This is a genomic window from Niastella koreensis GR20-10, from assembly GCF_000246855.1.
Taxonomy (GTDB): domain Bacteria; phylum Bacteroidota; class Bacteroidia; order Chitinophagales; family Chitinophagaceae; genus Niastella; species Niastella koreensis.
Window position 1 is genome coordinate 5,590,757 of record NC_016609.1, and the last position, 14,940, is coordinate 5,605,696.

The 14,940-nt window shown below is 45.1% G+C and carries 9 protein-coding genes; 5 read left to right on the plus strand and 4 right to left on the minus strand.

Features of this window, described 5'->3' with window-relative positions:
* Positions 1-38: 38 nt before the first annotated feature.
* The 3 genes from NIAKO_RS21960 to NIAKO_RS21970 form a co-directional block, all read right to left on the minus strand.
* Positions 39-1,067 (minus strand): PorP/SprF family type IX secretion system membrane protein, encoded by a 1,029-nt coding sequence (locus tag NIAKO_RS21960; RefSeq protein ID WP_041347142.1) that lies wholly within the window; start codon positions 1,065-1,067, stop codon positions 39-41.
* A 61-nt stretch (positions 1,068-1,128) separates the two neighbouring features.
* Entirely contained in the window at positions 1,129-5,922 is a 4,794-nt protein-coding gene (locus NIAKO_RS21965) for a T9SS C-terminal target domain-containing protein (protein ID WP_014220651.1), read from the minus strand.
* A gap of 528 nt (positions 5,923-6,450) precedes the next feature.
* On the minus strand, positions 6,451-8,676 hold the full coding sequence (locus tag NIAKO_RS21970) for an aconitate hydratase (protein ID WP_262493754.1): 2,226 nt from the start codon (positions 8,674-8,676) through the stop codon (positions 6,451-6,453).
* A gap of 159 nt (positions 8,677-8,835) precedes the next feature.
* On the opposite strand from NIAKO_RS21970, the gene NIAKO_RS21975 reads away from it, so the two are divergent.
* The 3 genes from NIAKO_RS21975 to NIAKO_RS21985 all read left to right on the plus strand — a co-directional run bounded on the left by NIAKO_RS21975 (position 8,836) and on the right by NIAKO_RS21985 (position 11,266).
* Complete coding sequence (locus tag NIAKO_RS21975) at positions 8,836-9,057, plus strand: PspC domain-containing protein (protein WP_014220653.1); 222 nt, start codon at positions 8,836-8,838, stop codon at positions 9,055-9,057.
* Positions 9,058-9,158: 101 nt separating this feature from the next.
* Positions 9,159-10,163 carry a helix-turn-helix transcriptional regulator gene (locus NIAKO_RS21980; protein ID WP_014220654.1) on the plus strand — a complete coding sequence of 335 codons (1,005 nt, stop codon included), beginning with the start codon at positions 9,159-9,161 and terminating at the stop codon, positions 10,161-10,163.
* A 317-nt stretch (positions 10,164-10,480) separates the two neighbouring features.
* On the plus strand, positions 10,481-11,266 hold the full coding sequence (locus NIAKO_RS21985) for a DUF4382 domain-containing protein (protein WP_014220655.1): 786 nt from the start codon (positions 10,481-10,483) through the stop codon (positions 11,264-11,266).
* A 195-nt stretch (positions 11,267-11,461) separates the two neighbouring features.
* Here the strand turns inward: NIAKO_RS21985 and kdsA are convergent, their stop codons facing one another.
* Positions 11,462-12,274, minus strand: a complete 813-nt coding sequence (gene kdsA, locus NIAKO_RS21990) for a 3-deoxy-8-phosphooctulonate synthase (protein WP_041349134.1) — start codon at positions 12,272-12,274, stop codon at positions 11,462-11,464.
* A 224-nt stretch (positions 12,275-12,498) separates the two neighbouring features.
* Here kdsA and NIAKO_RS22000 point away from each other — a divergent pair, with 224 nt between their 5' ends.
* On the plus strand, positions 12,499-13,446 hold the full coding sequence (locus NIAKO_RS22000; RefSeq protein ID WP_014220657.1) for an NAD-dependent epimerase/dehydratase family protein: 948 nt from the start codon (positions 12,499-12,501) through the stop codon (positions 13,444-13,446).
* A 252-nt stretch (positions 13,447-13,698) separates the two neighbouring features.
* Positions 13,699-14,928 carry a peroxiredoxin family protein gene (locus tag NIAKO_RS22005; RefSeq protein ID WP_014220658.1) on the plus strand — a complete coding sequence of 410 codons (1,230 nt, stop codon included), beginning with the start codon at positions 13,699-13,701 and terminating at the stop codon, positions 14,926-14,928.
* The last annotated feature ends 12 nt before the right edge of the window (positions 14,929-14,940 follow it).

Consider the following 14,940-nt stretch of genomic DNA (forward strand, 5'->3'; position numbering starts at 1 on the left):
TCAGCTTTAAGCTTTAGGCTTTAGGCTTTCAGCTGGCTTTAAAACCTCGGGCACATCACCTGGTCCCGGGCAGAATTGTTGCGATCAAAAAAGCCGATATATGATAAAGACAATTCAAAACCACCCCTGCTTTGGCTGGCGGTTGTTAATTGCGAAACATTTACATCATAACTCAACCCTACCGACAGAGAACGCATATCCACCTTTACAACAGGAATAAAGGCATCTTTATACCGCATGTAACCACCAAAACTTAAGATATAATTGGCGTCATCAACAAACTGGCCCGGGTTAATGGAATACATACCACCGGCAATCGTTTCCTTCTGTGTGCCCTGCATAGTATGATCGGCCTGTACGGTGAAATAAGAATAATCATCGATCACCCATTTTACACCTGCCGAAAAAACATACTTGGCGTTTAGCTGGGTAGTAGCATCGCGGTAGAAAGAGTTTTTAGGTTTATTTAAATGATGATAGGCAGCGCCTATAAACAGGCTGTTCTGGCTATTCATACCAAATGCAGTATTATAACTCATGCCCACCGATGCATCCCAGGTACTGAAATTGGGCACCGCAAATGTTTCGCCGGTAGCGCCTGTTGCATTATAACCGCCATTATACTGGTTGTTAGTGGTCATTTTGCTTATATCCAGGCTTTTGTGTACCAAACCGCCCATAAAGCCTAATGACAAATATTCTACTTTATCATTGCTTAATGATTTATGGTAATTCACCGCCGGCAGCACCTGGGTAGTAGCAAGGCCAACAGTGCCTGCCTTATCAAACAAGGTTTGAATACCGGTAGTAATAAAATCATTGTTGGTCACCGGCAATTTCACCTCTGCATTCAACGAACCGGTGCGATAGGCTTTGGTAAAACTGTTCCATTGATCGCGGTAAACACCCTGCACCCTGATGTCGCCCGTAAAGATGCCCGCCAGGGAAGGATTGCGCAACAACGGCGCTTCAAAAAATTGTGAGAAGTGAAGGTCCTGGGCTTGCGTGGTAGCTATTGCAGCCACTGACGCCAGGCTTGTCATAATTGTTTTGAACAGGTTTTTCATAATTTGATATTGGTACTGGATTATTATTGGATTTAAACTGGTCAACTGGTCAACTTTCCAACTATCTTATCAATGCAACGTTCCCTTTATACGGAACAATATTCGCGTTATCGCAATACAACTCTACTATATACACATACACATCCATGTCGGCAATTTTGCCATTGATCTTTCCATCCCAGCCGGCATTCGGATCATTGGCATTGAAATCATGTTTTTCAAATACCGTTTGTCCCCACCGGTTAAAGATGCGTATAGAATGCACCACGTCAATGCCTTTCCCGCGCACATAGAACACATCGTTCATACCATCGCCATTGGGTGAAAAAGTATTCGGGATGAAATAGTTGTTGCCATTACAAACCGAAGTAATAGTTACATCATCCGATGCCGCGCACCCACCCTGGTTGGTTACGGTGAGGCGGTAGGTAACTGTGCCTTTTACATCAGCCTTTGGCGACACGCAATTGTTACAGCTAAGACCGGTTGCCGGCGTCCAGGTATAAGTGGTAACATCCTTTGAACCGGTAGCGCCCAATTGAACAGTGGTGCCGGTATTTACGGTAGTATCATTTCCGGCAAAAACGGTAGGTATTGGAAATACCGTGATCTGAACACTGCCCGTATCGGCAAAACAATTATCATTATCCCGGCCAACAACGGTATAAGTGGTGGTATGGTTAGGAGATGCTTTTGGCGAAGCGCTTCTTGCATTGTCCAACCCCGCACTCGCCGTCCATTCATATTGGTCGGCGCCGGAAGCGCCCAGTTTTACCTGTTCACCGGTACAAATGGTATCACCCGGTTGCACCTGCATGGTAAAGGGCTGGCGTACCCGCACATTCACCGTGTCGCTTTTTACGCATCCGTGAACTGAGGTGCCGGTTACCACATAGCTGCTGTTATTAACCGGGTTTATCAGCGGACTGGCGCATTGTGTACAGGAAAGATCAGGGGTGGTGCTCCAGCTAAATTGTGAAGCGCCGGTTGCTTTTAGTTGTGCAGGCATACCACGGCATACAAAAGTATCATTACCGGCAAACGTATTGGGCAGCGGCCAGATGTTCACATCATACCGGGCAGTATCAAAACAGAAACCCTGGTAAACCGTTTGCAATTGTACCTGGTAAGCACCAGCAGTGGAATAGTTTTGCGTAACTGCATTTGTATCACCGGCTGCCTGGCCATTACCAAACACCCAGTGTTTTACCAGGTTACTGGCATCACCAGTGATCTGGGCAATGAATGCCAACTGACCGGGCACACAGGCTTCTTTATCGCCGGTTATATTTACCGAGGGCGTTGCATATACTTTGATGGTATCGATCAATCGCGCCACATCTTTACATCCATTGGCGGTAGTAACCATATGCAATACGGTCAGCATAGCCGGCCCCCTGTTGAAAAAATGTTTCGGATTGGGCTGGGTGCTGAAGGTTCCATCGCCAAAATCCCACAGGTGTGATGCTATATAGTCATTGGCCACTGATTTGTCGGTGAACTGTACATACCCACTGTTACAAACCTGGTAAGTGTCCATGGTTTCTTGTGCGGTAACACCAATTACATTGATGGTATCTGCACCAAGAACCGGCACCTGGCAACCATTGCTGTCAACCAGGATCATGCGTGGAACAAACTTACCGGCGAGGGTATAATTATACTGCATGGTTCCGGTAGTTGATGCCGTGGTATTGCCATCATTAAAATCCCAGATGAACGATTTAACTTCATTTCCGGCGCCTGTAAATTGAACAGTAAGCGGTAAGCAACCCGTAGTGGGTGTATAATTGAATGTTCCGGTTGGTCCTTTTACTACTATCTTTCTCGACAATGTGGCTATACAGCCACCAGGCGACGAAATAGTTTGTGTAGCCATAAACACGCCGGGAACGTTATAAAAGTGAACCGGGCTTTCGAGTGTTGAGGTAGAACCGTCGCCAAAATCCCAGCGAAGTGTTACATAATTTTTTGCTTCATTGGTAAAAGAAACCTGCAGAGGCGGGCAACTGCCAACGGAATCAGATATCGTGAACCCGGCTATTGGGGTAGTGATCTTTATATATTCAACCCGTTTAACCGAATCGCGGCAACCTACCGGGTCGGCAATCAACAGGTTAACGGTATACAAACCATCCTGTGTATACTGGTGCACCGGTGATAATTGATTCGTTGTATTACCATCGCCAAAATCCCAGGTGTATTGCAGGTTATCGCCGGTAGAACTGTTAGTGAAACTAACCGGCTTGCCAGGACAGGAACTGGTATCCGTTGTAGCAAACGCCGCTTTGGGATTTGAAACAATGATGGTGGTATTACCTGCTGTATTATCAGTACAACCTTTACTGTCAGTAATTCTTAATGAAACAATGTAAGTTCCACCGTTGTCATACAGATGACTAAACGGTCCTGCGGCCAGGGTTTCTTCTTTGCCATCGCCGTACGTCCACACCCATTTTACAATAGGATGCGTGCCGTCGGTAGCAGACAGATCGCGGAAGTTAGCCAGCTTTTCGATACAGATCTTTTGTTGAACAGCATCAAAAGCCGATGATGGCCCGTTCACCTGGATGTATTGTTGTTTTACAGTTGAATCAATACAACCATTTACATCGGTATAAACAAGCGATACTTTGTACATGCCCGAACTGGTATACACATGGGAAACATCGCCGGGCACAGCGCTCATGGCGCCATCACCAAAATTCCATACCATACCGCTTACATACACCGGATCATAATTCTTTATAGTAAAGGCCACTCCATCGCCCTTACACAATTCTTTTTTATCGGCATCAAAATCAGGATGTTCATCAGCAACAACCAGCATTTGCGACATACTGTCCACACATGCATCGTGGGTAACAATAAGCTGTATGCGGTAGGTACCTTTGGCAGCATAGCGGTGAACGGGCGACTGACTGATACTGGTAGCGCCATCCCCAAAATCCCAATGCCAGCCCTGGGCGGCAATTGATTTATCGGTAAAAGTCCGCTGGTATTTATCAGAACAATCAAGACCTATGTTAAAAAGCGCAACCGGAGGATTAACATGAATATAATCTGGTTTTACCATGGTATCGGAACAACCTTTGTTCGTAACAATCAGGGTTACTTTCAGAAGCCCGGTATCGTTAAACTGGTAGGTTGGGTTTTGCATGGTAGAAACACCGCCATCGCCAAACTGCCATCGCCACTCATCGCCTGCCGGAGTACTTTGGTTAACAAATGGGACCGCCTGGCTGCGGCACACATCGCGAAGCAGGGCTGTAAAACCAGCCTGGGGTCTTGGTGCTGTTGAAACCGCATCGGGTATTACAATGGAATCGGTGCAACCACCGGCAGTGGTGATCACCAGCTTTACCGTATATTTTCCCTCGGTGGTATATGTTTTTATTGGCGCAGCCTGGGTGGAGCTGGTGCCATCGCCAAAATCCCAGCGATAAGCCACTACATTATCCTGCACATTGATATCGGCATTGAAAGGAACAGTAAAAGGTAAACAACCTTTTTGTGGCATGTCCTTAATTTGCACCTGTGGCCGTTTAAGCTGGATCAGATCAGTTTTAACCAATGAATCGGTACAGCCATTGCTTCCTGTTACAACCAGTTTTACCGTATATGAGCCAAATGCTTTGTACACGTGTTGCGGGCTGGCAGCGGTGCTGGTGCTGCCATCGCCAAAATCCCATACAGTATTTACAGCACCTGTAGTGGTATTGGTAAACTGGATCGCGGCAGGAATACTGCAGGAATAGGTACGGTCGGTTGTAAAGGCTGCTACCGGTTTGAGCAGAACAGTTATCAGTTTATTTACAGAGTCGGCGCAGGTAGCAAACCGGTTCACCATTTTAATGGTATAGGTACCGCCTGCAGCATAACTTTTCTGCGGGCTCATTTCTGTTGATGTGCTGCCATCGCCAAAATCCCATTGCACGGCAACCGGGTCTGGTGTTGAGGTATTGATTGGAAAGAAGGATTGCCCGGCGCATACGCTGGCAGGCAGGGTAAACTGCGTTTGTGTATTCCCTAATACGATCACATTCTTTTTACGCATTGTATCACGACAGCCGGAGGTATTTACCGCACTGAGGGTAACAGTATAAGAACCATTCGAGGTATAAATATGATGCGGGTCCCTGTCGGTAGCTGTTTGTCCATCCCCGAAATTCCATACATAATTCACCGTACCCGATTCAACCGATTTGTTATTAAAGATTATTTCAAGCGGCGCATTACAACTATTCACTGCAGGTGTAAAATCAAAATTGGCAATTACGCCGGAAGCAATTTGTATGTATTGCGATTTACTAAAGCTTTTTGTGCAACCATTACTACTGGTAACCTGTAAGGTTACCGTGTAATTACCTGTACCTGTATACGTATGTGATGGGTGTTGATCTGTTGAGGTATTACCATCGCCAAAGTCCCAATGCCAGCTGCTGATAGTGCCATCGCTTACGGTGCTTTTATCGGTAAACGTAACCGGAAAAGGAAAGCAGCCTATTGAGTCGGAGGCGATGAAGTCTGCCACCGGGTTATCGTACACGGTAACGTATTGCTTTTTTACTATGGAATCTGCGCCTGCTGCATTTTTCGCCACCAGCTTTACGGTGTAGGTACCGGGTGCAAAATAAACACTGGAAGGATTCTGAAATAAGGAGATGGTTCCATTGCCCAGGTCCCAACGCCAACTGGTTGGGTTACCCGTAGAGGCATCCTGGAACTGCACTACCAGGGGAGAACATCCTGCAACGTTAGTGGCGGTAAAACCTGCCTTTACCTGCGCTTTCAATTGGCCTAATGTACATAATACACTGGCCAGGGTTAACAGTACGGTTAAATGGTTTTTCATTGGTTTAATGATAACTGATGCAAAAAAAGCATTATATCATCAATCCACATATTGGAAGCAGGCTCGGATTTGGAACATTAATTATTAACTCTTATACTGTAAAGCTGGTTTTCTGATTATTTTACATTAATACATATGTGTCGTAAGGGAGGGAAGCAACCGAAGCAGTAATCGCAATAGTATTTTAAAAAAGTAATACTTAAATGGCCCTAAATGGATTCAGTAATTGAGGGGCAGATACAATTTTAAGATTTCTGCCATATTCCTGGTTAAGCACATCTGAGATCCTGTCAATTTCTTCTGCTTTTATTTGATGGTTTTCTTCATCTATGATAGACCGCACTGTTCCGCTATCTACAAACCAGCCCCTACATCATCGGGATTGAGCCATAATTTATTAGCGAAATATCATTTACGTTTTGATTCTTTTGCCCTATGTACCGCACCGGGGTCAAAATTGAACTGCTGGCTCTAAATAAAAAAGCCCTGAACGTATAACGTCAGGGCTTGTAACAATCTATAATTATATTACTTCTTAGCAAACTGAGCGCGGATAACGTTCAGCGCACCACCTGATTTAAACCACTCGATCTGTTGTTTATTGTAGGTGTGGTTGAGTGTTACCTCATCTTTGCTGCCATTTTTATGGTTCAACACCATAGTCAATGGTTTGCCAGGTGCAAACGATCCCAGGCCAACGAAGTCGATGTTATCGTCTTCCTGTACTTTATCGTAATCTTCTTTGTTAGCAAAGGTCAGCGCCAGCATACCCTGTTTTTTCAGGTTGGTTTCGTGAATACGCGCAAAGCTTCTTACCACAATAGCGCGAACGCCTAAGTGACGGGGCTCCATAGCTGCGTGCTCGCGGCTTGAACCTTCGCCATAGTTCTCATCACCTACCACTACTGAACCAATGCCAGCAGCTTTGTAAGCGCGTTGGGTAGCAGGTACTGCACCATATTCACCGGTCAGCTCGTTCTTTACTTTATCGGTTTCGTCGTTAAAGAAGTTTACTGCGCCGATCAGCATGTTGTTACTGATGTTATCGAGGTGGCCACGGAATTTCAACCATGGACCAGCCATTGAGATATGGTCAGTGGTACATTTGCCTTTTGCCTTGATCAGCAGTTTCAACCCTTTCAGGTCAGTGCCTTCCCAGGCTGCAAATGGTTCCAGTAATTGTAAACGTTGTGAATCTGCAGCTACTTTTACCACAACACCGCTACCATCGGCAGCAGGTGCAGTATAACCGGCATCTTCAACAGAGAAACCTTTGGGTGGTAATTCAACACCAGTTGGTTCATCCAGCATTACTTCTTTACCTTCTTCGTTCTTCAGTTTATCTTTCAGCGGGTTGAAGGTTAAGTCACCGGCAATGGCGAATGCAGTTACGATCTCAGGTGAAGCTACAAACGCGTGGGTTGAAGCCAGACCGTCGTTACGTTTTGCAAAGTTGCGGTTGAAAGAAGTGATGATCGAATTCTTACGTTTTGGATCATCGATGTGGCGCGCCCATTGACCAATACAAGGTCCGCAGGCGTTTGCCAGTACTACACCACCAATTTTGTAGAAAGTATCGAGGAAACCATCTTTTTCAATGGTATAACGAACTACTTCAGAACCTGGAGTAATGGTGAATTCTGCTTTGGCTTTTAATTTTTTATCAACGGCCTGTTTTGCCAGGGAGGCAGAACGGCTGATGTCTTCGTAAGAAGAGTTGGTGCAGCTACCGATCAAAGCCACTTCCAGTCTGGCTGGCCAATCGTTTGCTTTTACCGCCTCAGCAAATTTAGAAATGGGCCATGCCAGGTCGGGCGTAAACGGACCGTTTACATAAGGCTCCAGTTCATCGAGGTTTATTTCAATCAGCTGATCGTAGTATTTGGCAGGATCAGCATATACTTCTTCGTCAGGACGCAGGTACTCTTTGATCTGCGTTGCAGCAACAGCTACTTCTTCGCGGCCGGTTGCAGTGAGATAAGCAGCCATTTTCTCATCATAACCGAACAATGAGCAGGTTGCACCAATTTCAGCACCCATGTTACAGATGGTAGCTTTACCGGTAGCGCTTAAGCTGTCGGCGCCAGGTCCAAAGTATTCCACAATTGCACCGGTACCACCTTTTACGGTTAAGATACCAGCCACTTTCAGGATCACGTCTTTGGAAGAGGTCCAGCCATTCATTTTACCGGTTAATTTAACACCGATCAATTTGGGCATTTTCAGCTCCCAGGGCAGGCCGGCCATTACGTCAACGGCGTCTGCCCCCCCTACTCCAATGGCAATCATACCTAAACCACCAGCATTAGGCGTGTGGCTGTCAGTACCGATCATCATACCGCCGGGGAAGGCGTAGTTTTCCAGTACTACCTGGTGAATAATACCAGCTCCGGGTTTCCAGAAACCGATACCGTATTTATTGGAAATTGAAGCCAGGAATTCGTATACTTCTTTATTTACTTCGTTAGCGGTTTTCAAATCTTCCTGAGCGCCGGTTTTGGCCTGGATCAGGTGGTCGCAATGCACGGTAGAAGGTACAGCCACTTTTGCACGTCCACAGGTCATAAACTGCAACAATGCCATTTGAGCCGTTGCATCCTGCATCGCAACACGGTCGGGCGTGAAATCTACGTAATCAACCCCGCGCTCATGTGCTTTTTCCGTGGGAACGAACAGGTGGGAATATAATATTTTTTCTGCTAATGTTAGGGGACGGCCTACCAGTTTACGCGCTTCTGCAACCTTCTCAGGCATTCCGGCGTAAACCTTTTTAATTAAGTCCAGATCAAAAACCATGATTTTTCGTTTAAGAAGTGATCAAACGTATAAAAAAGTTTGGCAAAGTTACCTAAAAAATGGGTTGGTAGGGATTCAATGCTTGCACAATTTTCCTGAATGTTATAATTTAGTGGCATGAACCGGTTCAGGCAATTTATAGAATGGCAGGCATTTGGCGTTTGTACCGCTATTGGCGAACGATTGGGCATCGCTACATCCCGCATTCGTACCTGGTTTATCTATGTATCCTTCCTTACGATGGGTTCTCCCCTCATAATTTATTTTATTCTTGCATTTTGGATGAATATTAAAAGGTACATTTGGTCACTGCGCCGTAACCCGCTGAAATATCAATAATACCTTTGACTCCACATACTGTTTCAGTTTCCCCGTAGCCTATTACTGGTATGGAATTTTAATCATTTGATCTGTGTTATCAGACCAATAAATACGGCTCTGTGTTTGAATTTGAATATACTGATACCAATTATGAACAATTGGTGCATGCAATGGGGGCTGCGTTAAAGGTTCCCATGCTTAACGACCATTTGTTATTTCCCGAAGCTATTGGCGCCGGTACCTTACGCCACGTTCATGTGCCCAATGGCCTGCATGCTTATCTTATCGATTGTACGTGGCACCAGGACTGGCATATTCACTCCAGCAGCACGGCAGAAGAATTTTATACACTTCGCTTTGATGAACTTACTGTTCCCAATTCTCTTACCATTTCCATTAGCGATGAAAAATTACGGGAGAAAAATACCAGCAAGGCATTTGCCTACCTCACCAGTTCGCATTATAACTGGTCGTACGAAGGCACAGAAGGCTGCACCTGGAAAGGCGTGAATATTGTTTTCAGCAAGAAATGGCTGGCGCAGTACTTTGATGTGGCCCGGGTGGATGAAGTACTGTCATCGTACGTATCACTAAAAGCCGAAAGCATTAACATAGAACCGCTGGATGCCCGGTACCGCCGGTGGATGAAAACCATTTGCCAGGTAGAAGAAAGCAATCCGTTGCGAAAAACCATTCTGCAAAACCGCATGATGTTGCTGATTGAACGGTTCTTCAACAGTTTGTTCGAGAAAATGAGCAACCCCGCTTACCGCCTGCCACTTACCCATGATGACATTGCCCGTGTTATGCATATAGAACGGTTGTTAACAAAGAACATACTGCAAACCCCACCCTCCATACAACAGCTGGCTAAAATTGCCGCCATCAGCGAATCGAAGCTGAAGAAGGATTTTAAGACCATGTACAGTTTTCCCATCTATGAGTACTTTCAAAAAGCCCGCATGCATGCCGCACAGGACAAACTGTTAACGGGCAAATTTTCGGTAAAAGAAGTGGCCATGGAACTGGGCTACAGCAACCTGAGCAACTTCACCATCGCCTTTAAAAAAGAGTTTGGCATCCTGCCCAGCCAGCTGCTCACCCCTAAAAAGCTATCAGATTAATTGTTTGGAAGACGTCATAGTCAATAGGTTAAGAAATTATTACTTTTTGCGGTTACTGATATGGCTTTATTAGGTTATACATAGTAACAATCCGGTACAATTTTCCCTGCATATAACACCAAATAAAAAATATTAGAGCCTCCCCGTTTTTTAATCCAATATTCAAATGCGAAAAAATGTGTATAAATATTATTTCGCATTGCGATACCTTTGAAAGACAGAGACTTATAGCTCCCTTGTGGAGCTTTTTTTATATAAGGATTTTATGTGTGGTATAATATTGGTGATATTGCGTACGAATTAAATAATTCACCACTATGAAATCCAATTTTTTCGCAGCCCTGTTCCTGGGCTTACTGTTTACCTGTTCCCTGAATTCCTGTTCCAAAAGTGATTCTGCTCAAAAATCCAGATTGCAAGTCCGCCTGACTGACGATCCTGCTGCCTACGATGCGGTTAATATCGACATCCAGGATGTACAGATCAATGTAACCGGCGATGACGACAAAGGCTGGCAATCGCTACCAGGCGTGAAAAAAGGCATTTACAACATCCTTAACCTGGTAAATGACAAAGACACCCTGCTGGCTGATGCCGACATTCCATCGGGCAAACTGCACCAGATCCGCCTCGTACTGGGCGACAACAACAGCGTTGTTATGGGTGGCGTTAGCACACACCTTGAAACACCCAGCGCACAACAAAGCGGTTTAAAGCTGAACGTGCAGCAGGATGTAACCGGTGGCATTTTGTACACCATGGTGCTCGATTTTGATGCTGCCCGGTCAATCGTTACTACCGGTAGCGGTAAATACAGCCTGAAACCAGTTATCCGCACGGTGTTAAATGCAGTAGGTGGAAGCATTAAAGGAGCCGTTACTCCAGGTTCAGTTCTTACTGCAGTGTATGCTATTAACGGTACCGATACCCTTACTACATTCACTGATGCTTCTGGTGCTTATTTGATAAAAGGCGTACCAGCTGCAACTTACAACATGCTTTACTGGCCTACCGATGCTACTTATCAAAAGCAAACTAAATCCGGTATTGCTGTAAATACCGGTAAGGTTACGCTTGTAGATACGATTCGCTTAGCGCATTAAGATTGTGAGTTGTGAGTTGTCAGTAGTGAGAGCCTCGCTCTGATTGATCATACTCATTAATGGCAGTCACATGATTTTAATAAGAATGCCCCAATAACTTAAAGTTGTTGGGGCATTCGCCTTTATAAATGTCGCGAGATTGCAGATTAATCGAAAGGCACGAAAATTGGTATCTCACTCACTACTGACTACTCACTACACCACTGCCTTTCTGATCTTCACCAGCTTCTGTAACAATCCTTCCAGCAGCTCCAACCGCAGCATATTGGCACCGTCGCTTTTGGCTACTGCCGGATTGGGGTGTGTTTCAATAAATAATCCATCGGCGCCGGAAGCGATCGCTGCGCTGGCAATAGTGCCTATCAGTTGTGGGTTACCACCGGTCACGCCTGTGGTTTGATTGGGTTGTTGCAAACTGTGTGTGCAATCCATTACCACCGGGGTTCCATGTTCTTTCATCCAGGGAATATTCCGGTAGTCAACCACCAGGTCCTGGTAACCGAAGGTATTTCCGCGCTCGGTCAGGATCACATTCTCATTACCGGCTTTTACAATTTTTTCTACCGCAAACTTCATAGAAGGGCCGCTAACGAATTGCCCCTTTTTTACGTTCACAATTTTACCGGTTTCGGCGGCAGCTACCAGCAGATCGGTTTGTCGGCACAGGAAAGCTGGGATCTGTAAAATATCGGCATATTTCGCAGCCATGGCCGCTTCATCGTGCCCATGAATATCAGTAGTAACAGGCACCTTATAGGCTTTTCCTGTTTTTTGTAACAATTGTAACCCGTTTTCATCGCCCAGGCCGGTAAAAGAGGAACCACTGGTACGATTGGCCTTCCGGTAAGAGGCTTTAAATATGTATGGGATACCCAGGTTCCGGCAAATGGTAGATACCTTATCCCCTACTTCCATCAACAGTTCCTCACTTTCCACCACACACGGGCCGGCAATCAGAAAGAAGTTGGTGGCATCGTATTGTTGTCCTGCAAAAAGGTTCGTAAGCATATTTTTCATGGCGCAAAGGTAAACTAATGTGATAATTTGATAATTAGCGAATTTGATAATGTACTCACTCAATATGAGCAGGTCGAAAAATTATTTAACAACCTAAAAATCAAACAGTTCAAATATCTAATTATCACATTATCCAATTATCACATTATCACATTGGTATTTGGTCTTTTTTTCTTTTTTTTGCGGCTAGTACAAAAACTAACTATCGTTAATACATGATTAGAGAAAGAATACTCGTAATTGGCGCATCGGGCCAAATTGGGGTTGAATTAACCCTGGCCCTGCGTAAGATCTATGGCAATAACAATGTGGTTGCTTCGGATCTGCGGGAAGAAAACGAACTCCTGAAAGGCACCGGCCCATACGTTAGCATAGATGTTATGAACAAGGAAATGCTGCACGTACAGGTTATCAGGCAGAACATTACCCAGATTTACCTGCTGGCAGCCATACTTTCGGCAACCGGTGAAAAAAACCCCAACCTGGCCTGGCACCTGAACATGCAGGGTTTGCTGAATGTGCTGGACATTGCCCGCGAAGAAAAGATCTATAAAGTTTACTGGCCAAGCAGTATTGCGGTATTTGGTCCTACTTCGCCTAAACAAAACTGTCCGCAACAAACCATTATTGAGCCTACCACGGTTTATGGTATCAGTAAGTATGCGGGTGAGTTCTGGTGTAATTACTATCACCAGCGTTACCACGTAGATGTGCGCAGTATTCGTTATCCCGGTTTAATCTCTTATAAATCTGCACCAGGTGGCGGTACTACCGACTATGCAGTGGAGATTTATCACGAGGCGCTGGAAGAAAAGAAATATACCTGCTTCCTGCGAGAAGATACCTATCTGCCCATGATGTATATGCCGGATGCCATCAGGGCTACCATTGAATTGATGGAAGCGCCGGCTGCACAAATCTCTATCCGAACCTCGTACAATGTGTCGGCCATGAGTTTCTCGCCCAAAGAGATCAGCGCCGCCATTAAAAATTATATTCCTGAATTCAGCATCAGCTACGAACCCGATTACCGGCAATCTATCGCCGACAGCTGGCCGCAAAGTATTGACGATTCTGTTGCCGGTAAAGACTGGAGCTGGAAACCTGAATACGACCTGGATAAAATGACGAAGGACATGCTGGAAAACCTTCGCCAGCAATAGTTTGATTTATATACGGATATGTCCCGGCGAAAAACCGGGACATTATTTTATTAGGATTTACCCGAATTTGGTGTTATTTTAATCGTTGGCGCCTTTTTGTTAAAAGGGCGCCAAATAAGATATTGTTTGCTTTAAGTTTTTAGTATTATGTGTTGTCACCGGGGTTGTTTCAAAAAAATGAAGCAGCCCCAACTTTTTATTAACGGGTAATGCATTAAACTTGCAGCGGTTAAATTTGTTTTTATAATTATTATGAAAAAGATTCCCTGGATCATCGGTTTTATTACCGTTCTTGCCCTAAACGCTGCAGCCAATCCCCCCCTGCCCACCGGTTGGTGGCGCGCCACTTTACAACGTGCTGATGGCCACACTATTGATTTTAATGTAGCTATGCAATATAAGAATGGTAAACCGCTTTGGTTTATCCGTAACGCCACAGAAAAGATCCAGGTAACCGGTATTGAACAAAAACAGGATTCCATCCTGGTGCAAATGCCTTTGTTTGAATCGGAGTTCAGGTTGCAACAGGTAAATAACAATACATTGCGTGGCGTGTGGATCAAAGGCACTTCCTCCGTTACGCAGGTGATGCCGGTAACATTTGTATACAACCAATCCAAACGATACCCGCAGGCCAAACAAACCAAACAAAAAATTACCGGCCGCTGGGGCGCTACTTTTATCGATGGGAAAAAACCTTATCCCGCAGTTGTTGAGTTCAAACAAAACGGACTGGCATTAACCGGCACCGTATTAACACCCACTGGCGATTATCGTTACCTGGAAGGCGCTGTAAGCAACGATACCCTGCACCTGAGTACTTTCGATGGCAGCCATGCGTATTACTTCAGGGCCACTGTTAAAAATGATTCTGTGATTACCGATGGGGAGTATTTTTCCGGCGCTACTTCCATTGAAAAGTGGACGGCCTGGAGAGATGAGAAAGCAATAGTTCCCGATACACTGTCGGCTGTATATATGAAACGGGGTGAAGACAAATTGCATTTTCGCTTCCCCGACCTCGATAGCAACTATGTTAGCATGAGCGACCCGCGCTTTCAAAATAAAGTAGTGATCGTGCAGCTCATGGGTTCCTGGTGCCCTAATTGTATGGATGAAACCGCTTTCCTTAGTGATTACTACAACAAGAATAAACAGCGGGGTATTGAAATGGTAGCACTGGCCTATGAAAACAGTACCGATTTCCATCGCTCACAAAAGAGCCTTCGCCGGTTTCAACAACGGTTTAATATTACCTATCCCATGCTGATCACAGGAGTACGTGCAGCAGACTCCCTGCGTACCGAAAAAACATTACCCGAAATTACCAGAATAAAAATGTTGCCCACCGCTTTGTTCTTTGGCCGCGACGGCACGGTTAAAAGAATACATACCGGTTTTTATGGCCCCGGCACAGGGGAACATTACGAAACATTTAAAAAAGAATTTTATTCTATTATGGAAGATCTGTTGAAACAATAGGCTATTCCAATT